Origin of the sequence: Woronichinia naegeliana WA131, assembly GCA_025370055.1 — a bacterium.
GTDB classification, from domain to species: domain Bacteria; phylum Cyanobacteriota; class Cyanobacteriia; order Cyanobacteriales; family Microcystaceae; genus Woronichinia; species Woronichinia naegeliana.
Genome location: CP073041.1, coordinates 2529154 through 2555116 on the forward strand (window position 1 = coordinate 2529154; position 25963 = coordinate 2555116).

31 protein-coding genes and 1 pseudogene are annotated in these 25963 nt (G+C 41.4%); 22 read left to right on the forward strand and 10 right to left on the reverse strand.

Features of this window, described 5'->3' with window-relative positions; all coding sequences use genetic code 11:
• Nucleotides 1–261: 261 nt before the first annotated feature.
• Nucleotides 262–945, reverse strand: coding sequence for a dethiobiotin synthase (gene bioD, locus KA717_12955; GenBank protein ID UXE63447.1), 684 nt, complete (start codon nt 943–945; stop codon nt 262–264).
• A gap of 216 nt (nt 946–1161) precedes the next feature.
• On the opposite strand from bioD, the gene KA717_12960 reads away from it, so the two are divergent.
• Nucleotides 1162–2121, forward strand: a complete 960-nt coding sequence (locus KA717_12960; GenBank protein ID UXE63448.1) for a ribose-phosphate pyrophosphokinase — start codon at nt 1162–1164, stop codon at nt 2119–2121.
• Nucleotides 2122–2247: 126 nt separating this feature from the next.
• Here the strand turns inward: KA717_12960 and lepB are convergent, their stop codons facing one another.
• Entirely contained in the window at nt 2248–2880 is a 633-nt protein-coding gene (lepB, locus tag KA717_12965; protein UXE63449.1) for a signal peptidase I, read from the reverse strand.
• 182 nt (nt 2881–3062) lie between these two features.
• Between lepB and KA717_12970 the strand changes: the two genes are divergently transcribed.
• The 15 genes from KA717_12970 (at nt 3063) to KA717_13040 (ending at nt 10391) form a co-directional block, all read left to right on the forward strand.
• Nucleotides 3063–4388, forward strand: a complete 1326-nt coding sequence (locus KA717_12970; GenBank protein ID UXE63450.1) for a dihydroorotase — start codon at nt 3063–3065, stop codon at nt 4386–4388.
• 190 nt (nt 4389–4578) lie between these two features.
• Nucleotides 4579–4809 carry a DUF433 domain-containing protein gene (locus KA717_12975; GenBank protein ID UXE64646.1) on the forward strand — a complete coding sequence of 77 codons (231 nt, stop codon included), beginning with the start codon at nt 4579–4581 and terminating at the stop codon, nt 4807–4809.
• A 76-nt stretch (nt 4810–4885) separates the two neighbouring features.
• The gene (locus KA717_12980; protein ID UXE63451.1) at nt 4886–5173 is read left to right on the forward strand and encodes a BrnT family toxin; all 288 of its coding nucleotides are present in this window, start codon (nt 4886–4888) and stop codon (nt 5171–5173) included.
• Entirely contained in the window at nt 5154–5330 is a 177-nt protein-coding gene (locus KA717_12985; GenBank protein ID UXE63452.1) for a hypothetical protein, read from the forward strand. Before KA717_12980 ends, KA717_12985 begins: the two co-directional genes overlap by 20 nt.
• Nucleotides 5331–5693: 363 nt before the next feature.
• A complete protein-coding gene (locus tag KA717_12990; protein UXE63453.1) occupies nt 5694–5906 on the forward strand; it encodes a type II toxin-antitoxin system HicB family antitoxin in 213 nt (70 codons plus the stop codon).
• A 49-nt stretch (nt 5907–5955) separates the two neighbouring features.
• Complete coding sequence (locus KA717_12995; GenBank protein UXE63454.1) at nt 5956–6096, forward strand: hypothetical protein; 141 nt, start codon at nt 5956–5958, stop codon at nt 6094–6096.
• 74 nt (nt 6097–6170) lie between these two features.
• Complete coding sequence (locus KA717_13000) at nt 6171–6485, forward strand: BrnT family toxin (GenBank protein UXE63455.1); 315 nt, start codon at nt 6171–6173, stop codon at nt 6483–6485.
• On the forward strand, nt 6448–6627 hold the full coding sequence (locus KA717_13005) for a hypothetical protein (GenBank protein ID UXE64948.1): 180 nt from the start codon (nt 6448–6450) through the stop codon (nt 6625–6627). The genes KA717_13000 and KA717_13005 overlap by 38 nt, the downstream gene beginning before the upstream one ends.
• A gap of 149 nt (nt 6628–6776) precedes the next feature.
• Nucleotides 6777–8006: a DUF4263 domain-containing protein gene (locus KA717_13010; GenBank protein UXE63456.1), complete on the forward strand. Its 1230-nt coding sequence runs from the start codon at nt 6777–6779 to the stop codon at nt 8004–8006.
• A 232-nt stretch (nt 8007–8238) separates the two neighbouring features.
• Complete coding sequence (locus KA717_13015) at nt 8239–8547, forward strand: type II toxin-antitoxin system RelE/ParE family toxin (protein UXE63457.1); 309 nt, start codon at nt 8239–8241, stop codon at nt 8545–8547.
• Nucleotides 8544–8792, forward strand: coding sequence for a type II toxin-antitoxin system prevent-host-death family antitoxin (locus tag KA717_13020; GenBank protein ID UXE63458.1), 249 nt, complete (start codon nt 8544–8546; stop codon nt 8790–8792). Before KA717_13015 ends, KA717_13020 begins: the two co-directional genes overlap by 4 nt.
• A gap of 373 nt (nt 8793–9165) precedes the next feature.
• The gene (locus KA717_13025) at nt 9166–9393 is read left to right on the forward strand and encodes a hypothetical protein (GenBank protein ID UXE63459.1); all 228 of its coding nucleotides are present in this window, start codon (nt 9166–9168) and stop codon (nt 9391–9393) included.
• A complete protein-coding gene (locus KA717_13030; GenBank protein ID UXE63460.1) occupies nt 9390–9659 on the forward strand; it encodes a type II toxin-antitoxin system RelE/ParE family toxin in 270 nt (89 codons plus the stop codon). Before KA717_13025 ends, KA717_13030 begins: the two co-directional genes overlap by 4 nt.
• A 224-nt stretch (nt 9660–9883) precedes the next feature.
• Nucleotides 9884–10069, forward strand: a complete 186-nt coding sequence (locus tag KA717_13035; GenBank protein ID UXE63461.1) for a hypothetical protein — start codon at nt 9884–9886, stop codon at nt 10067–10069.
• Nucleotides 10056–10391, forward strand: a complete 336-nt coding sequence (locus KA717_13040) for a type II toxin-antitoxin system PemK/MazF family toxin (GenBank protein UXE63462.1) — start codon at nt 10056–10058, stop codon at nt 10389–10391. Before KA717_13035 ends, KA717_13040 begins: the two co-directional genes overlap by 14 nt.
• 204 nt (nt 10392–10595) lie before the next feature.
• Here KA717_13040 and htpG read toward each other — a convergent pair whose 3' ends face one another.
• Complete coding sequence (gene htpG, locus KA717_13045; GenBank protein ID UXE63463.1) at nt 10596–12569, reverse strand: molecular chaperone HtpG; 1974 nt, start codon at nt 12567–12569, stop codon at nt 10596–10598.
• Nucleotides 12570–12951: 382 nt separating this feature from the next.
• The gene (locus KA717_13050; GenBank protein UXE63464.1) at nt 12952–14379 is read right to left on the reverse strand and encodes an NADP-dependent isocitrate dehydrogenase; all 1428 of its coding nucleotides are present in this window, start codon (nt 14377–14379) and stop codon (nt 12952–12954) included.
• A gap of 106 nt (nt 14380–14485) precedes the next feature.
• On the opposite strand from KA717_13050, the gene KA717_13055 reads away from it, so the two are divergent.
• Nucleotides 14486–15304 (forward strand): radical SAM protein, encoded by an 819-nt coding sequence (locus tag KA717_13055; protein UXE64647.1) that lies wholly within the window; start codon nt 14486–14488, stop codon nt 15302–15304.
• On the opposite strand, the gene trmB is transcribed toward KA717_13055, so the two are convergent.
• Nucleotides 15301–15936: a tRNA (guanosine(46)-N7)-methyltransferase TrmB gene (trmB, locus tag KA717_13060; protein ID UXE63465.1), complete on the reverse strand. Its 636-nt coding sequence runs from the start codon at nt 15934–15936 to the stop codon at nt 15301–15303. The genes KA717_13055 and trmB overlap by 4 nt on opposite strands.
• A 23-nt stretch (nt 15937–15959) precedes the next feature.
• Between trmB and KA717_13065 the strand changes: the two genes are divergently transcribed.
• Nucleotides 15960–17087, forward strand: coding sequence for a metallophosphoesterase (locus KA717_13065; GenBank protein ID UXE63466.1), 1128 nt, complete (start codon nt 15960–15962; stop codon nt 17085–17087).
• Nucleotides 17088–17583: 496 nt separating this feature from the next.
• Here KA717_13065 and KA717_13070 read toward each other — a convergent pair whose 3' ends face one another.
• On the reverse strand, nt 17584–17919 hold the full coding sequence (locus KA717_13070) for a hypothetical protein (protein ID UXE63467.1): 336 nt from the start codon (nt 17917–17919) through the stop codon (nt 17584–17586).
• 63 nt (nt 17920–17982) lie between these two features.
• On the opposite strand from KA717_13070, the gene KA717_13075 reads away from it, so the two are divergent.
• The 4 genes and pseudogenes from KA717_13075 to KA717_13090 all read left to right on the forward strand — a co-directional run bounded on the left by KA717_13075 (nt 17983) and on the right by KA717_13090 (nt 22340).
• Nucleotides 17983–18411, forward strand: coding sequence for a hypothetical protein (locus tag KA717_13075; GenBank protein ID UXE63468.1), 429 nt, complete (start codon nt 17983–17985; stop codon nt 18409–18411).
• 17 nt (nt 18412–18428) lie between these two features.
• Nucleotides 18429–20405 carry a filamentous hemagglutinin N-terminal domain-containing protein gene (locus KA717_13080; GenBank protein ID UXE63469.1) on the forward strand — a complete coding sequence of 659 codons (1977 nt, stop codon included), beginning with the start codon at nt 18429–18431 and terminating at the stop codon, nt 20403–20405.
• Nucleotides 20406–20464: 59 nt separating this feature from the next.
• Nucleotides 20465–21746: pseudogene (locus KA717_13085) on the forward strand (ISKra4 family transposase).
• Between the two features lie 168 nt (nt 21747–21914).
• Complete coding sequence (locus tag KA717_13090) at nt 21915–22340, forward strand: hypothetical protein (protein UXE63470.1); 426 nt, start codon at nt 21915–21917, stop codon at nt 22338–22340.
• 85 nt (nt 22341–22425) lie between these two features.
• Here KA717_13090 and KA717_13095 read toward each other — a convergent pair whose 3' ends face one another.
• From KA717_13095 to KA717_13110, 4 genes are all read right to left on the reverse strand, one after another.
• A complete protein-coding gene (locus tag KA717_13095) occupies nt 22426–22710 on the reverse strand; it encodes a DUF29 domain-containing protein (GenBank protein UXE64648.1) in 285 nt (94 codons plus the stop codon).
• Nucleotides 22711–22929: 219 nt separating this feature from the next.
• Complete coding sequence (locus KA717_13100) at nt 22930–23106, reverse strand: DUF29 domain-containing protein (GenBank protein ID UXE63471.1); 177 nt, start codon at nt 23104–23106, stop codon at nt 22930–22932.
• 20 nt (nt 23107–23126) lie between these two features.
• Entirely contained in the window at nt 23127–23717 is a 591-nt protein-coding gene (locus KA717_13105; protein ID UXE63472.1) for a rhomboid family intramembrane serine protease, read from the reverse strand.
• A 187-nt stretch (nt 23718–23904) separates the two neighbouring features.
• Nucleotides 23905–25833, reverse strand: coding sequence for a mechanosensitive ion channel family protein (locus KA717_13110; protein UXE63473.1), 1929 nt, complete (start codon nt 25831–25833; stop codon nt 23905–23907).
• Nucleotides 25834–25963: the final 130 nt, after the last annotated feature.

The window sequence follows — 25963 nt, forward strand, 5'->3', positions numbered from 1 at the left end:
TGATTCTTGATTGAGGGAGTGAATTTTGTTTGCAACCAATGATACCAAAGGCACAATTGTGGGAAAGATTGTCTGCTCTTATCTCTCTGTGATAGCACAAAAAATCCTATCAAGGAATCGTTTAAACAAAGCTTTTTCCAACCCTAAAGTCATCTTAATGATTTTTGTCTTGCTACAATTGTAAAAATTGCTTTTTATGATGGGAAGAAGAGGTTAAGAGATGATGGGGTTTTGGTTAAAGTTATACCGATTTGTCTTTATCTAAATGCCTAAACGTTCTAAATCTAAATGAGAGGCAATGGCTGCCAAGGTGTTCAGATCTTGGCCCTGGTCTGCTGGGATCTGGGGGATAATTCCTAAGATCGGTAATTGGGTAAAGTTTTCCAATAGAGCGGGTGAAGCCCAGTCTTCTAAGCGTTCCTCGGCGATCGCCTCCTGGCAGTTTAGAATAATTCCTTTTAATTTGACCTTGGCTTGACGCGCTAAAGCTACCTGGGCGATCGCTTGTCCCATTGCCCCTAATTTAACGGGAACGACCAAAATTGCCGCTAGTTTCCATAGTCCCGCCAGATCGGCCACCGTTAATTCTGCTGTCAGAGGAGAACCTAAACTGCCGAGGGATTCAACTAATACAAAAGGATGGGTTTGCTGTAATTGGGTCAGGGTTTGCCAAACCAGATCCAGGGCGATCGCTTTTCCTTCACGTTGAGCGGCGATCGGAGGAGCCACAGGGGTTTGCCATTTTTGAGGGGTAATAATATCCCAGGTCAGACAATGGCCAAACAAAGATTGATAATGTTCATCGTCACCTTCTCCCGTTTGTAACAATTTCATTAATCCTAAGGATTTACCCTCTCGGTGTTTATACCAGTAGGAGGCTAAGATCGTGGTTAATGCGGTTTTGCCAACTTCCGTATCGGTTCCTGTAATCAATAATGTGTTCATGGCCCTTTATAAAATCTTTATAAAACGAATTTGAGCAACCCCTATTGCTGAAATTATATAGACTTATTTCAGATTTCTGACCTTAACTAATCGGTTATGATGAGAATTAAACAATCACTGTGCAGAAAAGTGTTAATTCTGGACTGATTTAAAACGCCATAAGTTGAGGGTAAAGTATCCACTGTGAGCCTTACTGCTACTTTAACACGTCAATCGATGCTGTCATCGCTATCGGACAATAACCGCCTTCGTCTCTTTTCTGGCTCGGCTAATCCTTCTCTATCCCTAGAAGTGGCTCGCTATCTCGGTATGGACATTGGCCCCATGCTGCGGAAACGCTTTGCCGATGGAGAACTTTACATTCAGATTCAAGAGTCAATTCGCGGAGGTGACGTATATCTAATCCAACCCTGTTGCCATCCCGTTAATGACAATTTAATGGAACTGCTGATCATGATCGATGCCTGTCGTCGTGCTTCAGCTCGTCAGATTACGGCGGTACTTCCTTACTACGGCTATGCCAGAGCCGACCGAAAAACCGCAGGACGGGAATCGATCGCCGCTAAATTGGTGGCCAATTTGATTACTGAGGCGGGAGCCAGTCGGGTTTTAGCAATGGATCTCCATTCAGCCCAAATCCAGGGATATTTTGATATTCCCTTTGACCATGTTTATGGTTCGCCGGTAATCATCGATTATCTCCTCCGCAAACAACTCAGTGATTTAGTGGTCGTGTCGCCGGATGTCGGTGGAGTAGCCAGGGCCAGAGCTTTTGCCAAAAAACTCAATGAAGCTCCTTTAGCAATTATTGATAAACGTCGTCAGTCCCATAATGTGGCCGAAGTGCTCAACCTGATTGGAGATGTCCAAGGCAAAACTGCTGTTCTGGTTGATGACATGATTGACACTGCCGGAACAATCCTCGAAGGGGCCAGACTTTTACGTCAGAATGGGGCCAGACAAGTGTATGCCTGTGCGACCCATGCGGTTTTCTCTGAACCGGCGATCGCTCGTTTGTCCAGTGGGATGTTGGAGGAAGTCATTGTCACCAATACCATTCCCATTCCTGAAGAACATTACTTCCCCCAACTGATGATCCTCTCGGTAGCCAACCTATTGGGAGAAGCCATTTGGCGGATTCATGAAGAAAGTTCGGTGAGCAGTATGTTTCGCTAGGATTACTCAATATCACCCTCTCCCACCCCCTTTTTTAGGGGGAAGTACAGGGAGTTTGAGATCAAATGTTGAAGGTCATTAACAGCATCAGGCTTAGGCATTAAGTACTTTTTGGGAGTTGCCTAATTAGGGTTTGGCTTGGGGAGTCAAGAGCTTCGCAGGCTGTTGACTGGGTTGTTCGCCAGATTGTTGATCTAACATCCCTAGTCGATCAAAGGGCCAAAAACGAACAAAAGCCCGTCCGACAAATTTATCCTTAGGAACAAAGCCCCAATAATGGGAATCATAGCTATTATTGCGGTTGTCTCCTAATACTAAATATTGGCCCGGGGGAACTGTAACCGGCCCATAATTATATTCTGGCTTTTGAGCAATATAATTTTCCGATAACGCTCCACCATTGACGTAAACAATGCCGTTTTTAACTTGAATAGTATCTCCAGGCAGTCCAATAACCCGTTTAATGAAAGCATCTTTAAAATTACGTTCCTGTAAAGCTTTCGTGGGATTAAAAACCACAATATCTCCCCGTTTAGGATCATGGAGATGGTAACTAATTTTTTCGATAATTAACCGATCATTAATTAAAAGAGTGGGTTCCATCGAAGAAGAAGGGATGTAGCGGGCCTCTGCAACGAAGGTGCGAATTCCAAAGGCAAGGATAGCAGCCGTAACGATGGTTTTAGCAGCTTCTAACCAAGGGTTTTCTGGAGACTGTTGGCTGGTTTTAGTGGACTTTTTATCCAAGCTTGTGGTCATAGTGAGTTGATGGTAGAAGAAAAGGGGCGATCGCTGAAGGGTTTAAGTAAGCGAAGAGTTTAAGGGTAACTGAGCAAAAGTTAAAGATTAAAATTACAATGAAAGTCACCTTCTTCTTAGTCTAACGAATTTAAGAAGTCTAAGAAGCTCAAGATTAGTCTAAATTTACGCTAGAGAAGATAATGATGGACTCCACCTTACCCCAATTAATCCGCCAGGCTCAAATATTGTTGCCCAATGGCAATTTCTTACTGGGAGATCTGTTGATCGCCGAGGGAGTCATTCAGGCCATTGCCCCAGAGATTGTTGCGCCCCCGAATAGTTCCATCATAGACGCAGCCGGATTAACTTTGTTGCCAGGGGTAATTGACCCCCAAGTCCATTTTCGTGAACCAGGGTTAGAGCATAAAGAGGATCTGGCAACGGCCAGTCGAGCCTGTGCGAGGGGAGGGGTAACAGCTTTTTTAGAGATGCCCAATACCAAACCCTTGACCATAACCCAGGCAACCCTAGAGGATAAACTTCAACGGGCTGCGGCTAAGTCTCTGGTCAACTATGGTTTTTTTATCGGTGCAACGCCAGAGAATTTACCCGATCTCCGTACGGCTCATCCGACCTGTGGCATTAAGATTTTTATGGGTTCGGCTCATGGCGATCTATTAGTTAGTCAGGAAGCGGCTTTAGAACCAATTTTTGCAGAGGGAAGTCGTTTAATTGCTGTCCATGCGGAAGATCAAGCTCGTATCCTCGAAAGACGCAAATTATTTGCTGGGATTACTGATCCCGCCGTTCATTCCCAAATTCAGGACGAGGAATGTGCCCTGAATGCCACGAAGTTAGCTCTCAAATTGTCCGAAAAATATCAGCGCCGTTTGCATATTCTCCATCTGTCAACGGGAATTGAAGCAACCTATTTACGTGACCATAAACCGGCCTGGGTAACAGCCGAAGTCACTCCCCAACATTTATTACTGAATACGAATGCCTATGCTGAGATTGGTACTTTAGCCCAGATGAATCCCCCTCTGCGATCGCCGGAAAATAATGACGTACTTTGGCAAGCCTTACTGGATGGCGTGATTGATTGTATTGCCACGGATCATGCTCCCCATACCCTAGCGGAAAAAGCACAGACCTATCCCCAATCTCCGTCTGGAATGCCAGGCGTGGAAACGGCGTTACCGTTAATGTTGACTCAAGCGATGCAGGGACGCTGTACGGTGGCTCAGGTGGTTAATTGGATGTCAACAGCAGTGGCTAAAGCCTACAGTATTCCCAATAAAGGTTTAATTCAAGTTGGGTATGATGCGGATTTAATTCTTGTTGATTTGACCAATTATCATCCGGTTTTACGCTCTGAGGTTCAAAGTAAGTGCGGCTGGAGTTCCTTTGAAGGTTGGAGTTTAACAGGATGGCCAGTGATAACAATCGTGAACGGGCAAGTTGTCTTTAATCATGGGGAATTTAATGATCAAGTTCGAGGCAAAGCCCTGACTTTTCAATCTTAAGCATCCATAACGGCGATCGCCTTGTATTGTACTATTGGCAAAAGGAATTTTGCAATCCAGAACTCACCTCCTTCATTTCTACCTCAAAAACGAACTCTCCCCAAAAACAGAAGGGCGATAGAATTCTGATAGAAATCTTTGTTGCTTGTCTTTGGACTTACATAAGTCTATTAATTCTAACTTTTTTACTATGGACTACCGAAGTTACATCACAATTGAACCTGATAAACGCGGTGGCAAACCCTGCGTGCGTGGCTTGCGTATTACAGTTTATGAGGTGCTGGAGTACCTAGCCTCTGAAATGACGGAGGCGGAAATACTTGAAGATTTTCCCGATTTAACACGAGAAGACCTGAAAGCTTGTATTGCCTATGCGGCTGACCACGAACGTCACTTTATGACTGCTCCCATTGCTGTATGAAACTAAGGCGCGTTATATTATTTTATTCTTACATCCTATGAAATCGGCGATCGCGTTCAGATGTTATCATTAGCTTATGAACATTCAAAAAGATGGGTTTGAATGGGATGAAGGAAACATAGCCAAATGCCAGAAACATGGGCTTTCTCTTGAGGAGATTGAAGCTTTTTTTCAGAGTAAAGTATTTGTTGCGCCTGATCTCAAGCACTCTGAAGAGGAGGAACGATTTCTTGCAGTAGGTTATTCACCAAATGGTAAGCCGATGTTTGTCGTATTTACATTGAGAGGTAATCTTATTAGACCTATTTCCGCCCGATATATGCACAAGAAAGAGGCTCAAAACTATGAAGAAAATTTTACCTAAAATAATGAGTGATGAGGAAGCTGAATCTCTGCTTACGGCTGATCTTTCTGAGTATCTAACCCCAGAAAACTTTAAGGCAAACTTTACGCCAGTATCCTTTGAGTTTACCCCTAAAGAGAAAACCATTCCTGAAGCAAATGTTATGGTTAAGAGGTAAAAATTTAGGATGAAAAGGGGGCGTTACATTTGTTAACGAATCCTACAAATCAATCTACGAAGCAGCGATCGCTCCAAGGATCACGATCAAAATTGAGGAAGTAAAAAACAACATTGAGTAAGCAAGAAAAATTATTAAGCAAAATTCTTCTCGGTAATTCCGATGTTAATCTTCCTTTCGATTCGGTTTGTCAGTTACTTAAAAAATTGGGATTTAACGAATGAATACAGGGAAGTCATCATATTTTTACAAAGGAGGGAATTGAAGAAATTATTAATCTGCAACCTAATCAAGGAAAAGCTAAGAACTACCAAATCAAACAAATTCGTAATTTAATTTTAAAATATAAACTAGGAGGTTAACATGAAGTTCTATTATGAAATGATCATTTACTGGAGTCAAGAGGATCAGTCTTTTCTGGTGCAAGTCCCCGAACTACCTGGTTGTATGGCTGATGGTACAAATTATCAAGAAGCGGTACAAAATGCTGAGGTTATCATTCAAGAATGGATTGAAACAGCGCAAGCATTGGGTCGAGATATTCCTGAACCAAAAGGACGATTGTTATTAGCTTGATACAATGAAAATCGTTAAATTTCCCCCAGACCCGCATCAGAAACCCAAATTGAGCGACATTGAAGAGGCTACATTAGCCAGCCGATCGGATGAAGAGATTGATTATTCAGATATACAAAAACTAGATGATCGGTTTTGGGAGAACGCTGAGGTTGTTTTTCCTGAAGCAAATGTTATGGTTAAAGGGTGAAAATTTAAAAGGCGCGTTACGTTATTATTTGCAAATCTTACGAAAGCCGCGATCGCACTATAAACTTATGAATTATGAAGATTCCGCAGTTTTTTGAGTGGGACGAGGATAAATGTCAGGCTAATATAGACAAACACGGGATAGATTTTGCTAACATTCAAGCAGTCTTTACCAATCCCATCGTTGAACGTGTGGATGACCGTCAAGATTATGGTGAAGTGAGAATCATTTTACTAGGAATTATTGATGATCGGGTTCTCTGCATTGTTTATACTCTACGCGGCTCTGTCTGTCGTATTATTAGTGCTAGGAGGGCAAATCAACGTGAACAAAGAACATATCACCAGAGTCTTGCTAGAAGACTGGGCAAAAATGAAGGGTCAAACTGACTGGGCAAGGGTTGACGCGATGACTGAGGAAGAAATCGAACAAAATGCCCTAAGTGATCCTGATAATCAACCTTTGACTGATGAGTTTTGGGATGAGGCTGAGGTTATTTTTCCTGAAGTAAATATTATGCTTAAGGGGTGAAAGTTTAAATTTGGCAATTGTTCTCACTAGGGAATAAAATAGCAATCAATCACCATAACATCTTCTTTTGGAGTGTTATACGGGAGCTTTCGTTCGTTTAATATAAAAATATCTTTTAGTAAATTATAATTATAAAACGACCAGGACTCATGAGCATAATTGTTGATCCTGAATGGACATTCATGGATGTTTTAAAAGCTGCTTGGGCAGCATATCCTGGTGGGGTTCAGCTTGGAGCACCCAACAGAGTAAAAGCCTTAGAAAGATGGGCAAATGTTATTGGACGCGAGAGGGCAGTGTATGAACTAAATGCCGTGCTGAGTCAATACTCTAGTTACAAAGAAGCAGCAAAAGCTTTCGGAATGTCTGTATCAACTTTAAAAAGAATTAGAGACAATTTTCAGGCGATGCCCGAATTAACGCCTTTTTCGTCTGTGCCAAACATAATTCAAGATCATATATCGATACTGAAACAAGCAAAAAATACTTCAACCTTTATAGAGACCCCTGATGAAGTTCTTCAAAAGTTTCTTGAGTTAACAGAAAAAATAGGTGTCGATCCAGTATCTAGATTAATAGAAGTTCTAGTCAGCAAAGAAACCCAATCATTAATTCCTGAAAATACTCTTCATAAATTTATAGAAATAAGCCAAAGGGCTGGTATTGACATAGTTTCTAGATTGGTAGATTGGATTACAAATGCAGCAAAATTAAAAGATGTGATCGATGTTCTTGAGGGGCTTGATTTTAATGATTTGCAGAAGCTAAATATTGCAATTGGGTTGAGTAGCCTCAAAAATGCTTTAGTAGTTTGGCAAGAAAATAAAGAGAATGATGATGAAGAATTTTGGCAGAGAGTTTTTTCACAAAATTCTTTTATCTTTGCTCAACTATTTTCATTTCCTGTAATCCTTATCGAGGATAAAGCATATATAGGTGGCAAAAATATCAGCAATAAAGGCGGAAATGTTATTGATTTCTTGTATGCAAATGACCTAACTAAAAATGCTGCCTTGATAGAAATAAAAACTCCAAAAACAAAACTTTTAGGTTCTCAATATAGAGGAGATATTTATAATATATCAGTTGAATTATCTGGCTCTGTAGTTCAGATTGCTAACTATAAAAAATCACTATTGCAAAACTTTAATTCACTCACTAGCAATGAAGGTGATGAATTTAACGTTTTTAATCCAAAAAGTATCATTGTGATTGGTAGTATTAGTGATGAATTGATTGAGCAACGGAAGAAAAAAAGTTTTGAATTATTTAGAGCAGGATTAAGTGACGTTCAAATTATCACTTACGATGAACTATTTGGCAAAGTAGAGTTTCTTATAAAATTGCTGCAAGGTGAGTATATCACAAACGTAAGCTAAAACTTCACAAAAGCCACTATTATAGATTAGTTTACTAAAAGAAATTCAATATTATCTTTGATAAAACCAAGATCGCTGTCTTCTTGTTAATTAAACTAAAACCGCGATGTCTTTGGGGAAATGTTAAAATGCAAGAGAGGCGATCACACCAAGAATCGTGAACAATAATGTATGGTGATCGCATCCTACACTTTTATATCTAATTTGGGAGGGTTTAATCAGGAAAACTTAGATGCCTACCTATGCCATTGAAGTAACTGATTTAGCCATTGAAGAATTGAGTAACATTCGTGCATTTGAGCGTCGTCCAATTCTGGAAGCAATTCGTCAACAACTCACCTACGAACCCACCGTTACCACACGAAATCGCAAACTTCTGGAATCTTTAATACCTAGTTTTGAATCGGTTCCCCCCATTTGGGAATTACGAATAGGAGCATACAGAATATTCTATGATGTAGATGAAGCGGAAAAAATTGTTTACATTCGAGCTATTCGACGGAAAACACCTGAACAAACCACAGAGGACATCGTGCAATGAAACAATTAACCTTAGAGCAGCTTTCCGAACAATTACAAGACTATGTGCGCTCTACTCAAGGAGAACAAATTCTGATTACTGACAACGGTAAACCGATCGCTCTTTTGTTAGGATTAGAAAACACCAATCTAGAGCAATTAAACTTGCAATTGTCAGCACAGTTTTGGGAAATGATTAGTGATCGCAGAAAACGCCCTACTGTTCCGTTATCCGTAGTGGAAAAGCAATTAGAGAACTTAGAATAATGACAACAGCTTTTTCTAAAAATTAGTGCGATCGCCGCTTCGTAGTTTGGATTGACAAAAGGAAACCCAACATTTCCACACACACAATATTCTCTCTCCAAAATGAATTAACACCATTGTTATTTAATTTGTTGGGTTGCATTTCTTAACCCAACCTACCGAATTTTTGACAAATTTGACGGCGATCACAATTTTCTTATTGATGAAACTTTAAAATCGCGATTTTTTGGCTTTTGAAAGTGCGATCGCTGTCTTTTTTGTGATGAAAGTTTAAAAACGTGATTCCCCTGGGGAAGTTTGATCGCTGATTGTTTAGAAAGCTTGATGGCGATATAATTTAGATAAAGACTGTGTAAAAAAGGAAAAAATAGCCGTGAGTCAAGCAGAAATTACAGATTATTTGCTAACTAGCACAGGTTTCTATAGCCTCTTTCAAACCTTACCACTAGAAATCCGACAAGGCTTTCTACAACTTTTATTTCAAAATAATGCCTCTGAATTAGAGGACTTTATCCTTTATTTAGCTTGTGAAAATTCTCAGAAAGAAGGATTTTTATCTGAATTAGAGTCTCAATCTCTCCTTGAGAGTTTGCCTCAATGAAATATCAAATTGCCAAACGCTTCAAAAAAGATTTAGATAAAATTAACGACAAGAAAATTCTCGCAAAAGTTAGAAAATGTATTGAAGCAATTGGAACCTCTCAAGTACTATCTGACATCCCCGATCTTGAAGCACTAAAAGGCTTCTCAGGATATTATCGCATTAAATTTGACTACAGCTATCGTATTGGAATTTTTTGGGATGGCGAAGTTATCGAAATCCTTAAAATAGAGAGTCGAGAAGGATTTTACAAAAATTTCCCGTAGAAATAGTGCGATCGCCGTCTTCCTATTGATTAAAGTTTAAAACTGCGATTTTTGGGCTTTTGAAAGTGCGATCTAACCATGTCCTTTTTTTGAAAAAACACCATTACTTCCTTATTTGCAATTGAAGGCAGCGATCTCGCGAAAAAGGATATGATGGTATCGCGTTCCTACCTGTCAGTCATACCATGCAGTCGCAAAAAATCTCAATTTCCTTACCGCTAGAAATGGTAGTGTTCCTAGACCACTATCAAAACACCACAGGTTGTCGCTCCCGTTCTCAGGTAATCTCCGAAGCTCTCCAGTTATTGCGCTTACGCGAATTAGAAGAAGCCTATCGAGAAGCCTCTCTTGAAATTGATTCAACCTGGGAAAATACGGCGGGAGATGGACTCAGTGATGAAACGTGGTGAGATTTATTTTGCAAATCTTGATCCTTCTATCGGTTCCGAAACTGCAAAACGCCGTCCAGTTTTGATTGTTAGTAATAATATTAATAATCAGGCTGCGACGACAATAACGATTCTGCCAATTACCTCTAACGTTTCTAAAATCTACCCATTTGAAATTTTCTTACAACCTTCAGAAAGTGGTTTACCGAAACCGTCTAAAATTCAATCTCAACAAATTAGAACAATCTCTAAACAGCGTATTAATGGTGATAGCGTTGGTAGCTTAAGTGATAAATTAATGGGCTTGGTTGATGCAGCAATTAGATTACATTTGGGTCTTTAATCTAATCTGTTCGGATAGATTTTATGGCGATCGCTGTCTTCTTATTGATGAAACTTTAAAATCGCGATCGCTTGGGCTGTTGAAATTGCGATTAGTTTTTCTTCTCAAGTTCGAGGCAAAGCCCTGACTTTTCAATCCTAACCATTCGACCTAGTAACAAGGGGCCTAAGCCCCTCGCCTGTCGGGTTTGACGAACTGCCTAAGCTACTTGGTTAATCGAGTTAACACCGTATTAGAGCGTTCGATAAAGCCCTTAATTCCTTCCGCATCGAAGCCTTTTTGAGCCATTAGGGCCAAATCATAGACGTGCTGACAGAGATATTTGGCTAATTCCCCAGAAGGAGATTCCCCAGCCCCTTGTACAATACTGCCCTGACTTAAGGACAGAATATTTTGAATCAGAGGGTGGTTAGTATTAATCACCAAAATATGTTGCTCAGGGAAAGCCATTGTCTGTTGCTGCATCATGGCGGTCATTTCCTGTAAACGACGCATAGCTTCAGGAAGTAATACCATTGCTGGAGGAGTGGATTGGGGATCGTCGGCTTTTAAGGATTCGGTGCGAATATTCACCTGGGGTTTATTGAGGGCTTTCTCAAATAATTCCTTGATTTGTTCACTACGGGATTTATTGGTCGTCGGATCAATAATTTCGTCTGCCTTATCTTTTTCCAATAAGGTTTGATCTAACTCAGAATCGACGCGGGAAAACTTGACATCACTATATTCCCGTTCTAGAAAAGGAATAAAGTAATTGGTGTCGATAAAGGAATCCATAAAGAGGATTTCAATCCCCTGATTTTTATAGAGTTCAACGTAGGTAGCCTGGGTGGTTTGATCGGTGCAGTAAAAGACTCGATTTTCGTGCTTTTCCTTATTGCGTTCTAGATAAGCTTTTAGGGTCGTATAACCTGCTTTTTCGTAGGGATTACCCTCATTTTTATTGGCACTGACATCTTGCCAGGCATCTCCCTCATCGGTTTGGACTTCTACAGTTGGGGTTTCAGAACTGGCTGTTGCCTGATAAGTGGTGCGATAGAGTAGGAGACTTTCAACCTGTTGTTTAAACTTGTCATCCTTGAGGGAACCAAATTTAACAAAGGTGCCGATATCTTCCCAACATTTCAGGTATTCTTCGGGGTTTTCTGTGTAGAGGGATTTGAGGCGATCGCCGACTTTTTTAGCAATATAATCAGCAATGCGTCGTACCGTCCGATGGTTGGTTAAAGCACTCCGTGAAACATTGAGGGGAATATCAGGACTATCAATCACACCCCGTAACGGCATCAGAAATTCGGGAATAATTTCTTCGCAGTGATCACTGACAAAAACCTGATTACAGAACAGTTTGATCTGTCCCCGTGACACATCCACATCTGGACGCAATTTGGGGAAGAAGAGAATGCCATTTAAGAGGAAGGGATAGTCCGTATTGAGATGTACCCACAGCAAGGGATCTTCCTGGAAAGGATAAAGATAACGATAGAGTTCGAGATAATCTTCTTTGGTTAAATTCTGGGGGGATTCTTTCCACAAGGCCCGTTGTTTATTAAGGGTTTCGCCTTCAAAACGAATGGGCACAGACATAAAATCAGAGTAGGTTTTCACCAACTGACGGATGCGGGAAGCTTCTAAATACTCCTCTTCTTCTTCCATAATGGTCAGGGTAATGGTGGTTCCAACCACCTGGCGATCGCAATCTGTTAATTCAAACTCCGGCGAACCATCACAAGACCAGTGAACGGCCTGGGCATCTGCTTGATAGGAAAGGGTTTCAATCTCCACTTTTTTAGACACCATAAAAGCAGAGTAGAAGCCCAGCCCAAAGTGACCAATTAAGTCATTAGCGGACTTTTGATACTTATGGATAAATTCTTCCGCACTAGAGAAAGCAACCTGGTTAATATATTTCTTAACTTCATCGGCGGTCATGCCAATACCATTGTCGGTAATGGAAAGGGTTTTATTAATTTTGTCCACCACAATGTTGATCTCTGGATCGGGAACATCACCCGACTCGCCGGCATAGGCGGCCATTTTGCGCTTGGCAATGGCATCAACGGCGTTAGAAATCAATTCCCGTAGGAAAATCTCATGATCGGTATAGAGAGATTTTTTAATAATGGGAAAGATATTTTCGGTATGGATAGTAATATTACCTTTTTCGAGAACAGCCATAGGTTTTCCCACGTTATTTATAAAGTATCAAGGGCGATAGGGATGCTATCTGCTGTTTATTATCCTACGGGGTGAGAGGATTTGTCCCCAGGGAGTTTCCCCACCTGATTTGTTTCGGTTTCCCGTACTTGTGGCAGGCTTAGTACGACAGATAATTGATAGATCGCACTGGCTATCGATTTTCTTATATCAGCCAGTTTCGGACATAACGGCACTCTTTGGTATCGGATGTCCGATTTTCTTTTCTCCACTTACCCGCCTCGAGAACTTCCCACTGTCCAGATCCCGAACTAACGTTAATTTAATTTGAGTATGGGTACTCGATTGTGGTTGATCCCCCCTAGTCCTACCCCATTGAAAAGAAAGTTAGGGGGGATATTTCCTAATCGTTGAAATGTTTAATAATTGCTTCTGCAAATGCTGAACACTTTAACGGTGGATCCACAGGCGGTTCCATTAATCGGGCCAAATCATAGGTGACTTCTCGATTGGCGATCGCTGCCGAAATCCCCTTTTTAATCAGATCAGCGGCCGCTTGCCAACCCATAAATTCCAGCATCATTACGCCGGAAAGAATGACAGAACCAGGATTAATCCGATCTAAGCCTGCGTGTTTAGGAGCCGTACCGTGAGTTGCTTCAAAAATGGCTGCATGATCGCCAATATTGGCCCCCGGCCCCATACCTAACCCGCCCACGATCGCCGCCGCCGCATCCGACAGATAATCACCATTCAGGTTCATGGTCGCCAGGATAGAATATTCATCAGGACGGGTCTGAATTTGTTGGAAAATACTATCGGCAATGCGATCATTAACCATAATTTTGTCCTTCCATTGACCGTTACCGTGACTTGCGCCAATCACATCTAGAACCCCTTGTACCTCGGCATGGATTTGGGCTTTTTTCCCAGCCGTGAGAGCATCATAGCCTGGTTCAATTTTGTGGGCATTGGCTTCGATACTCAGATCGGGATTTCTGTCCTTATTATCTAAAATCCAGGATTCCCGTTCCGTGACACACACATCTCGAAATTCACTGGTTACTAACTCATAACCCCAGTCCCGAAAAGCTCCTTCGGTATATTTCATAATATTGCCCTTATGTACCAAGGTGACTTGATTTTTAGGCTTCGGTAAACGCAGGGCGTGTTCCATGGCCCGACGAACTAGACGTTGTGATCCCTTTTTACTAATCGGTTTGATGCCAATACCAGAGTCTAGCGGAATTCGTTTTTTACCATGTTCTGGGGTGGCTGGAATTAAATCATTATTGAGATAATCAATCAATTTAACCGCAATTTCATGGCCCTGTTTCCATTCAATGCCGAGATAAATATCTTCTGTATTTTCCCGATAGACAATCACATCTAATTTCTCTGGATATTTATGGGGGGAAGGAGTTCCCTGGTAATAACGACAGGGACGCACACAGGCATAGAGATCAAAGATCTGACGCAGAGCTACATTTAAAGAACGAATACCGCCACCAATCGGGGTTGTGAGGGGGCCTTTAATAGCAACACCGTATTCTTTGATCGCGGTCAGGGTATCTTCCGGCAAATACTGATAGGTTCCATAGATATCACAGGCTTCATCTCCCGCATAGACCTTAAACCAATGAATCTTTTTTTGATTACCATAGGCTTGGGCCACCGCCGCATCAATGACCTTTTCCGTGGCTGGCCAAATATCCACCCCAGTGCCATCACCGCGAATGAAGGGAATAATCGGATCATCCGGCACGATCGGTTTACCGTTTTCAAAGCTGATTTTGGAGCCAGTCGTAGGAGGGGTCAGTTTTTCGTACATACAGATCTCGCTAGAATAGTCAAAAATAGTCACAGAAAGCATTTTACCTTACCGCCTTTAAGGGTGGTCTATTGCATTGATCTTTACCGTTTTGGAAGTTTACCCCATGAATGCTTTACTCACCCATTCCTTTGCAACGGTTTATGGCCCGGTCGTTTCCTGGCGTTATGGTCGTTCTTTAGGGATTGATCCCATTGGCCAAATCTCTACCTGTTCTTTTAATTGTGTTTATTGTCAATTAGGAGAAATTGAAGTGATTAGCCGCGATCGCCGTTTATTTTTGCCAACGGAACAGATTAGGGCGGAGTTAGAACAATTCGCGCCCTGGGAAGTGGATATTATTACCCTTAGTGGCAGTGGAGAACCGACCTTAGCCCTGAATTTAGGAGAGATTTTAAGTCAAATTAAAACCTTGACGGCTAAACCAACCTTGGTATTAACCAATGCGACTCTTCTCGATGATGCCCAGGTACGACAGGAATTAAGTTTAGCAGATCGCGTTTCTGTCAAATTGGATGGCATTTCCGAGGATTTAGTACGACGTATTAATCGACCGGATTCGAGCCTGCACTTGACAAAAATTATCCAGGGCATTGAAGCTTTTAAAACAGAATTTCGCGGCGAATTATCCCTACAAACCATGTTATTAGCTCCTTGGTCAGAGGAAGTTAAACGTCAATATATAGCACTGCTTAAACGCTTACAACCCAAAGAAATCCAACTCAATACTCCCAGTCGTCCTAAACCTTTAAAACGGGAATTGGAAGGGCGCGGCAATCATACGGGGGAGGAATTACCGGCCTATCCTGTCCAAATTTTAAAATGTGTCAGTCCTGAAATTTTAGCGGCTTTAGCCCAGGAATTAACGGATAAAACCCAGATTCCCGTGCGTTGCGCCCCTGGTTCTTCCTGGTCTCAAAACTAGCGAATTTTGGTTAATAAAACCCGATAAACAGGACGTTCTAAATTTAGACAAGCGTTCTCTCTCTCCGTTGAGACGGGGAAAGGGTTCAAGGTTAACCAGGGTTCAATGTGAGTTTTCTGAAAACGAGGATTTTCTAAAAAGCGATCGCTCATTTCCTGGACCACTAATTCCACATCAGATTGTAATAAGATCTGACCTTGTAAGCTTAAAACCTCCCCTAGAGCCGTCACTAATTCCGGTTGAACGACTCGCCGTTTGCTATGGCGTTGCTTAAACCAAGGATCGGGAAACTGGATCGAGACTCGGCTTAAAGTAGCGGGTAAACTATTGAGAAAAAGTAACGGGGTGCTATTCATATTGCCAAACAAAAAATGTAAATTATTTAACGCCAGGCGATCGCATTGTTGATTCGCTTCTATGACCAAAGACTCACGGATTTCAATCCCTAAAAAATTCCAATCCGGCTGCAATGGGGCCATTTGTAACAAAAACTTACCCCGTGCACAACCAATATCTAAATGCAAAGGCCGGGAAACGTTACCATAGATTTGACTCCAATCAGGAACCGCGATCGCTGTGCGATATTTTTGGCTTAAAGGATTGACATGTTGACGAACGCGAACTCTAGTCAAGATAAAATACTCCTCAGGCTATTTTGCAAAACTACTTACCTTTTCTATCATTAATTATGAAGACGTTTCGCTTTGCAGTTATTAGTGATCCCCATATTGCCCTTCCCCAAACCATTGACAATACCGTTTCGCGGTTTCACATGGTAGAAGTGAGTATAGCAGCCCTAGAAAAGGCCTTGACTCAGCTAGAACCCTTAAACTTGGATTTTTTACTGATCCCAGGGGATTTGACCCAAGATGGTGAAATTGAGAATCATCAATGGTTACACCAACGCTTACAAAAATTACCCTTTCCCTGTTATGTGATTCCAGGTAATCATGATGTGCCATTGCCGACGAGTAACCATGAGGTAGTAGGTTTAGCCGAGTTTCCTCGTTACTATACTGGTTGCGGTTATCAAGATTCCCAAGAGGCTTACTATACTCAGGAATTGCTGCCTGGTGTACAGCTTATTGCCCTTAATTCTAATGCTTTTAGTCAAGATCATCAACAAATTGGTTACTTAGAGGAAAAACAATATTGGTGGTTAGAGGAACAACTAAAAATATATTCAGAGCAGTTAATTTTTGTTATGATTCACCACAATGTTATTGAACATTTACCTGGACAATCCCACCACGAGTTAGGACGTAGGTATATGTTAGATAATGCCACCCAATTACTGACTTTACTCAAGAAATATCAAGTTAAACTGATTTTTACGGGTCATCTTCATGTTCAGGATATTGCCTATCATGATGGCATCTATGAGATTACAACGGGTTCTCTGGTTAGTTATCCCCATCCCTATCGCATTATCACCGCAGACTATACACAAAATCAATGGCATTTAACGATTGAGTCCCATCGCATTGAGAGTGTTGAAGGTTATCCCCAACTGGCCCAGCAATCTCGTCAGTTTCTCGGCGATCGCTCCCAATTTTTTATGACTCGTTTATTAACCTTGCCGCCTTTGAATTTATCCCCAGAAAATGCCGCTAAGTTAGTGCCTACACTGCAATATTTTTGGGCTGATGTGGCGGCGGGTGATAGTAAATTTGACTTTCCCAATTTTCCCTCTCCTGTGCGTTACTTTTTGCAAAAATTTAGTCATTTTAATCACCCTCAGCACCTCCATTTTCAAGATAATAATACTGTCTTAAAACTTTAGTTCAAACCTTGAGTTTAAAATTCTAGTTTATGATAAGTAGGTAGGTCTTAAAATTTATAAGATCCCTCCGTCCTACGGACACCCCCCTTATCAAGGCTACTGTGTACACACAAGTTGCAGAATCTCCCCTTTGAAAGCTATCCATTACGCAGAAGTCTCTGAAACCTTTGCTGAGTCTCGATCCCCCCCAACCCCCCTTAAAAAGGGGGGAAAAGATGAAAAGCTTGCTGTGTATGGCTTTGAGTTTTTTGGTTAGGAGATTCGCGCAACAAACAGCTTTGAAAAGGGGAAGACAAATTAAAGGTTTGAAATCCCCCTTTTTAAGGAGGATTTAGCCGATTATCTTGAATTTTTTTATCGTTTTGCCTTTAGCTATCCCCAGATTACAGGGGTTTTCCTTTGGTCATTTAGCGATCGCGGAGCCTGGTTAGGTACGCCAACGGGCATTCTCTACCATGACGGTAATCCTAAACCGGCCTTTACTCGTTTAAATCGCTTAATTAATCAAACCTGGCGAACTAATGTCGAACTTTTCACTGACCGCAATGGCTATGCGATCGTTCCCCATAACTATGAGGGCGAGTATAAGATTATCATCGGCGATCGCAGTGTGACGAGCAAACAGACTCAAAAGAATCCTCTTCGGCAAACTTATTCCATCTCCCGCATATAAAACAAAGTTTGCCAATTCAAAAATGAAGTGCATAAGTGGGGAATTTGACAGAGAAAGGCTCATAAAAAGCTTTTCAGCGATCGCCAAATTTGGTACTCTAGAGTGCATGAATTGGAAACACTGACTGGGGATGACAGCCAGATTAATTTTTATATCCAAGGCTGAAGGTCTGGACGTGTTTTTTAAATCTAGTTAAAGCATAATTTTGAGGAGATTTTAATCATGAGTTATGAACCAAGTCTAAATGAGCTTCTGGCGCAGACTGCCAATGCTTATGGGTTGAGAGATGTACTGACGGGGCATGGTATTCCCAAGGATGAACCCGTAATATGTAACATCAAAAACTCTGATGGTGAAGTTGTGGCAAGCTATCAAATACCACCATGCACGAATGAAGTTTCTCTTACTCAGACCGATCTTAGAGAGGATATGTTAAAGATTCTCAATCAAGGTGAGGATGGCTTTGGTTTGGTCAGTGCGTTTCCCAATACAGAAACATCACTGTTTGAACTTAGCCTCGACATTGACACAGCACAAATTAGTGAACGTGCGGTTGATCTCTCCAGTATGAAATTCAGTATGAAGCAATGCGTACCTTGCAGCGTCTGTATACCAGGTGATCGAAGATCCTCATGTTTTGTTTCGGTTTAGGTCGATGCGAGTCTATTATGGGGATGTTTAATAAATACGAATTCCGTAAGTCAAGATTTATTTTCTTCTTCGCAATTCAGACATTAACAAGTTCCTTCGTGCTTACTTCACTCAATTTGTTTGCTCAAAATGGCGTTGTTGCTCAAGTCGTCCCTGATCAAACTTTAGGAGCAGAAAGTTCCCTCACTAATTCTAATGCCGATATCAATGGTATTCCCAGTACCTTGATTGAAGGTGGTGCGAAAAGGGGAGCAAATTTATTTCATAGCTTTGAAAAATTTAGTGTTGAGGAGGGAAGAGGAGCCTATTTTAATAATCCTGACGGGATTCAACGCATTCTGAGTCGGGTTACAGGGAATAGCATTTCGGAGATTTTAGGAACTCTGGGTGTTTTAGGCAATGCCGATCTATTTCTGATTAATCCCAATGGCATTATTTTGGGTTCCAAAGCGTCCCTTGATCTCAACGGTTCATTTCTTGCGACCACCGCTACTAGCCTGATCTTTGAAGATGGCACCGAGTTCAGTGCTAAAGTATCCTCTACTCCGTCTTTGCTGACCGTCAGCATTCCTGTTGGCTTGCAATTTAGGGAACCGATAGGAGACATTGTCCAACAACCTACATCATCTTTAGAGAGTCAAACAGGTAAAACCTTGGCTTTGGTAGGAGGTAATGTTAATATACTGGGAGGATATATTTTCTTTCCAGCAGGAAGAATTGAGCTAGGTAGCGTTGCTGGAACTGGCTATGTTAGTCTTCACCCGATACAAGAAGGTTGGGCTTTGAGCTATGAAGGTGTCCAGAATTTTGGTGATATTCAAATCATTCAAGGAGCTTCATTTGATGTTACTAATTATGATTTCTCATCTCAAAATCTGGGAGATATCCAGTTGCAGGGCAGAAATATAACTGTTAAAGACGGTTCGCAAATTATAGCGAGTCAGGGAACCATAAAAGTAGGAGCTTCGGAGACATTGGCAATTACTGGTTTCCAGTCATATGGGCCAAATCTGCCAATTGTTAGAAGTGGTTTTGGGAATTTTTCTCTTTCTGACAAAAACGCGGGCAGTATAACAATTAACACTAAAAAGCTGATTGTCCAAGATGGAGGAGTGATCTCCACATCATCTATTGGTCTCAATTACTACGGAACTGAGACAATCGCTTCGGGGAAAGGAGGGAATTTGATAATAAACGCCTCTGAATCTGTGGAGTTAACAGGTAAATCGGGAGTGCCAACTGGATTATCGTCGGAAACTGAATCGTTTGGAGCGGGCGGGAACATAACAATCAATACCAAAAAACTAACTGTTCAAGGTGGTGCAGAAATATCAACAGCAACGACTGCGATAAGCTCTTTTGGGCAATCTATAGTGACAGGAACCGGTGGAGATATAAACATCATCGCCTCTGATTCTATAAATGTTAGTGGCGGTATCCTCTCAACTGAAACTAGTGGTTTTGGCGGCAATGCAGGAAATATAAAAATTGAAACTGGACATTTGAACCTCAATGACAGTGCAAGTATCTTAGCTTCTAGTTCTGGTCAGAGGAAAGGTGGCAATATTTTGGTAGATGCTTTGCAGTTGAACCTTCAGAATGGGTCGCAGATATCTGCCTCAAGCCGATTCAGTCAAGGAGGAAATATTAGTTTAAAAACTGGACAGTTGAACGTTGCTGGTCGGGCAAAAGTCAGCGTCAGCAGCCCTCAAGGCCAGGCGGGCAACCTGAACATTACGGCTAATTCCCTCACCCTGAACCGAGGTTCTATCACTGCTGAAACTGGCAAGAGTGGGGCTGGAAGCGGCGCAAATATTACCTTGCAATTATCCGACTTTGTTCGACTCGAAAATGGCAGCTTAATCTCAGCAACGGCTAACGGTAATGCCAACGGGGGCAACATTACTATTAATTCTCCAATTGTCTTCGCTTTCCCCTCAACGATCTCTAACAGTAGTGACATTATTGCTAAAGCGGAAGGGTGTGACCTTTAGTTGATGAAGGAAAAGAAAAGTGTTAACATGGGATGAAAAGTGACAAAGAGGAAACAATGATGACAGCAAAACTAATTAATGTAGAGGGTTCAAAGATAAAAATAGAACTAACATTAGAACTCAGTCGTTCAATGTTGGATACAGAAATAAATATTCAAAAAGGCTTAAACGAAGTAGGTTGCATCGCCAGCAAAGAAGCCTTGAAATATTTAGATACAGATGGTTCACCCTTAAAAATCGGTGAAGAAATCTGGAAGAGTAAGGGAGAGCAACCGAAAGAATATCAAACACCTTATGGTGAGGTTATAGTGAATCGTCATGTATATCAGCGTTCACCTTTGAGGAAAAACGTATTGCCCCTTAGAAAGAGAAGCAAGGATAATCATAACATCAACGCCATTATTGGCAAAACAGGTATCCTCAAAAATGTCAGGGATGGCAGGCAAAGAGGTGAAAAATGATTTATTAGAAAATCATGGTAGAAAAGTAGCGCTATCCTATATCCAAAGATTGAGTGAAGCAGTAGGAAGTGTGGTACAGGCAAAAGAAGAAGCGTGGAGTTATGCCCCGCCCAAGGAGGATAGCCAAATTGCAACAGTGGGAATAGGATTAGATGGAACCTGTATGCTGATGTGTGAGGATGGCTACCGTGAAGCAATGGTGGGAACCGTTTCCCTATACGATAGTGAAGGCGAACGTCAACATACAATCTATCTAGGTGCGGCACCAGAGTATGGAAAAAAGAGTTTTCTAGAAAGATTAGAAAGAGAAATTGAGCGAGCGAAAAACCGTTATCCAGAGGCAACATTGGTCGGGATAGCAGACGGGGCAGAATCAAATTGGAAGTTTTTAGAAAAGCAAACGGAAGAACAGATATTAGATTTCTATCATGCCTCTGGTTACTTAGGTGCCTTGGCAGAAGCGTTGCATCCGAATACCGTGTCAAAACAAAAAGAATGGTTGACTGAAAATTGTCGAGAACTCAAGCATGAAAAAGGAAAAGCAGGAGAACTGCTAAATCTGATGAAAGAAGTCAAAGAAGAAAAAAGTCATTCTAAGAATCTTACCGAGAAACTACAAGCGGCGATTACTTATTACGAGAATCATCAGCATCAAATGGATTATGCTGAATACATAGAGAAAAAGTATCCGATTGGTTCAGGTGTTACGGAAGCAGCTTGTAAGACGTTGGTCAAACAACGATTATGTTGTTCAGGGATGCGATGGAAGGAAAAAGGAGCAGGAATTATTTTGAGCCTACGAGCTTTGGTATTGACCAAGGAACGATGGAGTCAATTTTGGGCAAAACTTGATCAATATGGGTTCCCTGTAGAACCCTGATTACAACAGCTTTTATCAACTAAAGGTCGCACCCAAGCGGAAGAAGGTAACGGTGGCAATATTCAGATTAATGCCCAAGGCATCTTTGGTATTGCTGAAAATCTAGCGACTTCAGGTAACAAAACGAATGATATTGATGCTAGTTCTCAGTTTGGTGCATCGGGACAGGTGCAGCTAAAAAGCACTATTGATCCTAACCAAGGGGTTATTCAACTACCAGAGACAGTGGTGGATCCCAATACCCTTGTTGCTCAAAATCCCTGTAAACGGGGTTCCCAAAGCCAATTTACCCGTACCGGACGAGGCGGTTTACCCCTTACTTTTAAAGAAGACTTGACGGATGAAGTAACCCAGGTAAGATTAGTTCAGCCTGCGTCTAGTGATATGGCCAATGAAACAGCCCAAAAGAACTCTAGCCATATGGCCCAAAATGCCCGTTTGATTAGAAGTGAAACCGAAGACTTGCAGCCGATTGTTCCGGCTCAGGGGTGGATGTTTAACCAACAAGGACAAGTGGTTCTTTTGGCTTATGATCCTAATGTAACTGGCCCCCAGAGAGTTAAAGAAAATCTCCCAGGCTGTCCTGTACCTTGAAGATAATCGCTACCTGATTTTTTCCTACCTTTTAACCTCTTTACCGGACTCAGCCGAATTTTTCCCTACTTTCCGAATCGAAAAATTAAAAAGCTAACCAGTCTTCATCTAAAGCTTGCTCCAAGCTAAAAAAGGGTTGTTCTGGAATAGATTTAGGATCAAGTCCACTCGCATTCAAAAAAAGCTTTCTGCCATTTTTATATTCTTTAACAAAACATTCTTGTAAAAAAGACCCCAAACTCGGACTCGATGCCAATTCCCTCTGAATAGCAATCCGAAAATTACTGACTTCTCGACTCCATCCTCTCAAACAATGATCCCTTTCTGATTCCCAATAACGAATCTTCAGCAAATGCTCACAAAGCCGCATCAAATAACTAGGGCTTGCTGAAAAAGTCCACAAAACGAACCTAGATGCCACAGGGCGCGAAAAATGGTGACTTCAGAGATCAGTTTCCAGTTTTACCTCACATTTTTCCAGCAAAGTGCATGGATTTTGAGCCTCCAAATGCCATAACCTTGCATCTGGTCGTTTGTAAAATGCCTGAAAGTATTGTCTAGCAAGGATTTCATCCTTATTCAGCAAACCCTAACTAGAAATCGCATTTCTTTCGCTTCTCCCCAAACTTTCTAACTCCTCAATCAGATTTTCCAAATCTAGGCTACTAAAATCCTGCGATCGCAATTTTCCGACAGTTTCTGTCAACCATAGTTGATAATCGCTCTGATATAAAAGGCCTGCTTGTCTTGGTATTAAAGTATTCACTCTCTTTGCCGATGACTTAATTAAGAATAATATCGTTTCTCATTAGCAATTAACTTCGCCGCTAAAACACCGCCGACAAAACCAAAGAGATGACCCTGCCAGGAAACGCCTGGTTGATGGGGGAAAACGCCCCAGATTAGGCCTCCGTAAAGAAATCCAACCAAGAGAGAAAGAAAGATAGAGGCTAAATTACGCTGGAAGTAACCTCGTAGTAATAAAAAGCCTAAATAGCCGAAAATCAAACTACTGGCTCCAATATGCACTGTGTTACTAGGGGCAAAGATCCAAACACCTAGTCCGCCCACAATCATCGTGACAGCAGTAACGATCCAAAAATCGCTGACCTCCTGAAGCATCACTAACCAGCCCAGAATAATAAAAGGTACGGTGTTAGCCATTAAATGACCAAAGCCACCATGCAAAAAAGGGGCAAATAGAATTCCCCGTAAACCTATCAAAGAATGGGGAACAATCCCATACTGATCTAACTGATGATTAAAAACAAAGGTGTCTAGAATTTCTAAAATCCAAAAAACAGCCACCAATGTTCCTAAAATCTGAACTTGAGCCTTAATGGATTGTGATAACGAGGACTTTTTCTGATTACTCATAATTCAACCAATTTAATCAGGTTTATGAAATTAAAATTGTTATTAAACAGCCGTCATCCAGCAAAAGTACTAGGTCTATTCAATTATTTAGCCCTATTAGAACCCATGATAGCAATTTACCCTAGGATTGGCAGTCGAGCCACTGCGATCAAACACCTTCCGATTCAATTCGGTCCGCAGAGACCATTTATTCACCAGAAAGGCGATCGCCGGAATTTTGGAATAGGAAAGCTTGTTGGGGGATACCGATGCTGATTCCGGCGGCTTCAAAGGCTGATTTTAAGCGTAAACGCAATTCACGGGCCACAATCCACTGTTCACCAGGTTTCGTTTTAAGCCAGACTCGTAACCTTACCCCTAAATGAGATAAATCTTCCACACCCTTTAAATCCGGTGGTTCTGAAATGAGAGAATGCCATTGAGAATCGTGATAAAGCTCTTCAGCCACTTGTCTTAAAATGCCTAATGCCTGTTGAATATCTGCATCATAGGAAATCTGAATACTGTAATCTACCCTTGACCAATCCTTGGTTTGATTGCGAACAATACCGACAGAACCATTGGGAATGGTGATCAAATCCCCATTACTACTGCGAAGACGAGTGACAAATAAATTGAGATCTTCTACTAAACCTTCATCATTCGCAATAATCACAAAATCGCCTACCGCGTAGGAATCATTAAAGAGATTAATTACACCAGAAATGACATCTTTAATCAAACTTTGAGAACCAAAGGAAATGGCAAAACCGATAATTCCGGCCCCTGCTAAAATTGTAGCGATCGGAAAGTCAAAAATACCAAGAGATAAAATAATTCCTGTGCTGATCAACAAAACAAGACAAATTCCTTTTAGGGCATTGCTGATAGTTGGTATTCTGAGAATTCCACGATTAGAATTTTTGTCTCGTAAGTTAATATCTTCCTCCCAAATTTGTAACATTTTATCGATAAAGAAATCAGACATTTTAAGCAATACTAAAATAATCAGCCAAATTAAGATTAATGACATCGGTGCGCCTGCAATTTGGACACCTAGTTCACGACTATAGGGAAAAAGAGCAAGAATAAAGGCCAAGCCTCTTAACCATAATAACAGTTGAAAAAAACTTAACAGTCTTCTGAGGAAGATAATGATTTTAATTTGTCTTTGATAGATTAATTTGGCATCCTCTCCAGTTTGACAGTACAAATACTTGCTAATGATACGAGGAATTTTCTTTTCAGGCAGTTCTTCACTCTGAGGAGAAACAATAAATTGAGGTTGAAACTTTTTGGAAAAAATCTCAAAAATAAGGAATAAACTTTTTTGCAGTTGATAGGGTTCCGATGCCGGCCCAGTCGCTCCATGATTGGCTGGAATAGCATTGATCAGATCGGTGTCCTGAGCATTCTCAAGAAATTGGGCTAATGCTTTTTTAAGAGAGAAGATATAACGGGTAAAAGCTGACTGAATAATTAACAGAATCAGACTAATAAGGGCGAGGGAAAAGAATAGTTTAACTGCCAGCCAACCCTGGGCTTGAAGACTTTCTGGCTGACGTTCCTGTCTGGCCCTAATCAAGGCCTGACGTAATTGGTTGGCGGCTTCTGGGGCCATTTCGGCGATCGCTTGACCATGTAACTGGGCATCATTTTCCGTAATCGTTCCAATCGTTTGGGGTTTAAGATTATTGGGATCACTCACGCGAATGACGGTCTGTCCATTGAGAACAGAAGGATAAACCTGAAGGGTATTGGGATCAAAACCGCGCTCAATAATTTCTTTAATATTATTTTGAATCCGTGTGACTCGATCCTGTAGAGGAGCAGTAGCTTTTTCGCCTTTATCGTCTTCAACTGAGGCTGGAACGGCTACATAGAAAAGCGGAATACCATCAACTTTTACAGGAGCATAGACTAAATTGCCAATCTGTCCAGAGAGCGGTCTGGAGCCATTTCTGATGAGTTCGGTGACGTTGTTAGGAAGATTTGGTGTTTGGGCTTGAATGAAAGGAGATGTATTAAGGACAATCACTAAACTTAGCCCAAAAATAAAGACTCGATTGAGCCATGCGGGCCATTGCAGATATTTTTTAATTTTTTGATTCACAAGAGTTTGGATCAATATCATCATAATCAAGACGGAGCTTTAAACTAGATTGAAAAATTTCCCCACAATGGCGATCGCGGAAACGGATAAAAGGCGTATTTTATAAAAAATTGGCTGAATCATGGTCTGACACCACCACGGCACTAAAATCACT

Bases quoted from the DNA above. Each gene is read 5' to 3' on its own strand.
- bioD (UXE63447.1), bottom strand. From the start codon at position 945: ATGAACACATTATTGATTACAGGAACCGATACGGAAGTTGGCAAAACC.
- KA717_12960 (UXE63448.1), top strand. From the start codon at position 1,162: ATGCTGTCATCGCTATCGGACAATAACCGCCTTCGTCTCTTTTCTGGC.
- lepB (UXE63449.1), bottom strand. From the start codon at position 2,880: ATGACCACAAGCTTGGATAAAAAGTCCACTAAAACCAGCCAACAGTCT.
- KA717_12970 (UXE63450.1), top strand. From the start codon at position 3,063: ATGATGGACTCCACCTTACCCCAATTAATCCGCCAGGCTCAAATATTG.
- KA717_12975 (UXE64646.1), top strand. From the start codon at position 4,579: ATGGACTACCGAAGTTACATCACAATTGAACCTGATAAACGCGGTGGC.
- KA717_12980 (UXE63451.1), top strand. From the start codon at position 4,886: ATGAACATTCAAAAAGATGGGTTTGAATGGGATGAAGGAAACATAGCC.
- KA717_12985 (UXE63452.1), top strand. From the start codon at position 5,154: ATGAAGAAAATTTTACCTAAAATAATGAGTGATGAGGAAGCTGAATCT.
- KA717_12990 (UXE63453.1), top strand. From the start codon at position 5,694: ATGAAGTTCTATTATGAAATGATCATTTACTGGAGTCAAGAGGATCAG.
- KA717_13000 (UXE63455.1), top strand. From the start codon at position 6,171: ATGAAGATTCCGCAGTTTTTTGAGTGGGACGAGGATAAATGTCAGGCT.
- KA717_13010 (UXE63456.1), top strand. From the start codon at position 6,777: ATGAGCATAATTGTTGATCCTGAATGGACATTCATGGATGTTTTAAAA.
- KA717_13015 (UXE63457.1), top strand. From the start codon at position 8,239: ATGCCTACCTATGCCATTGAAGTAACTGATTTAGCCATTGAAGAATTG.
- KA717_13020 (UXE63458.1), top strand. From the start codon at position 8,544: ATGAAACAATTAACCTTAGAGCAGCTTTCCGAACAATTACAAGACTAT.
- KA717_13030 (UXE63460.1), top strand. From the start codon at position 9,390: ATGAAATATCAAATTGCCAAACGCTTCAAAAAAGATTTAGATAAAATT.
- KA717_13035 (UXE63461.1), top strand. From the start codon at position 9,884: ATGGTAGTGTTCCTAGACCACTATCAAAACACCACAGGTTGTCGCTCC.
- KA717_13040 (UXE63462.1), top strand. From the start codon at position 10,056: ATGAAACGTGGTGAGATTTATTTTGCAAATCTTGATCCTTCTATCGGT.
- htpG (UXE63463.1), bottom strand. From the start codon at position 12,569: ATGGCTGTTCTCGAAAAAGGTAATATTACTATCCATACCGAAAATATC.
- KA717_13050 (UXE63464.1), bottom strand. From the start codon at position 14,379: ATGTACGAAAAACTGACCCCTCCTACGACTGGCTCCAAAATCAGCTTT.
- KA717_13055 (UXE64647.1), top strand. From the start codon at position 14,486: ATGAATGCTTTACTCACCCATTCCTTTGCAACGGTTTATGGCCCGGTC.
- KA717_13075 (UXE63468.1), top strand. From the start codon at position 17,983: ATGAGTTATGAACCAAGTCTAAATGAGCTTCTGGCGCAGACTGCCAAT.
- KA717_13080 (UXE63469.1), top strand. From the start codon at position 18,429: ATGGGGATGTTTAATAAATACGAATTCCGTAAGTCAAGATTTATTTTC.
- KA717_13095 (UXE64648.1), bottom strand. From the start codon at position 22,710: ATGCGGCTTTGTGAGCATTTGCTGAAGATTCGTTATTGGGAATCAGAA.
- KA717_13105 (UXE63472.1), bottom strand. From the start codon at position 23,717: ATGAGTAATCAGAAAAAGTCCTCGTTATCACAATCCATTAAGGCTCAA.
- KA717_13110 (UXE63473.1), bottom strand. From the start codon at position 25,833: ATGATGATATTGATCCAAACTCTTGTGAATCAAAAAATTAAAAAATAT.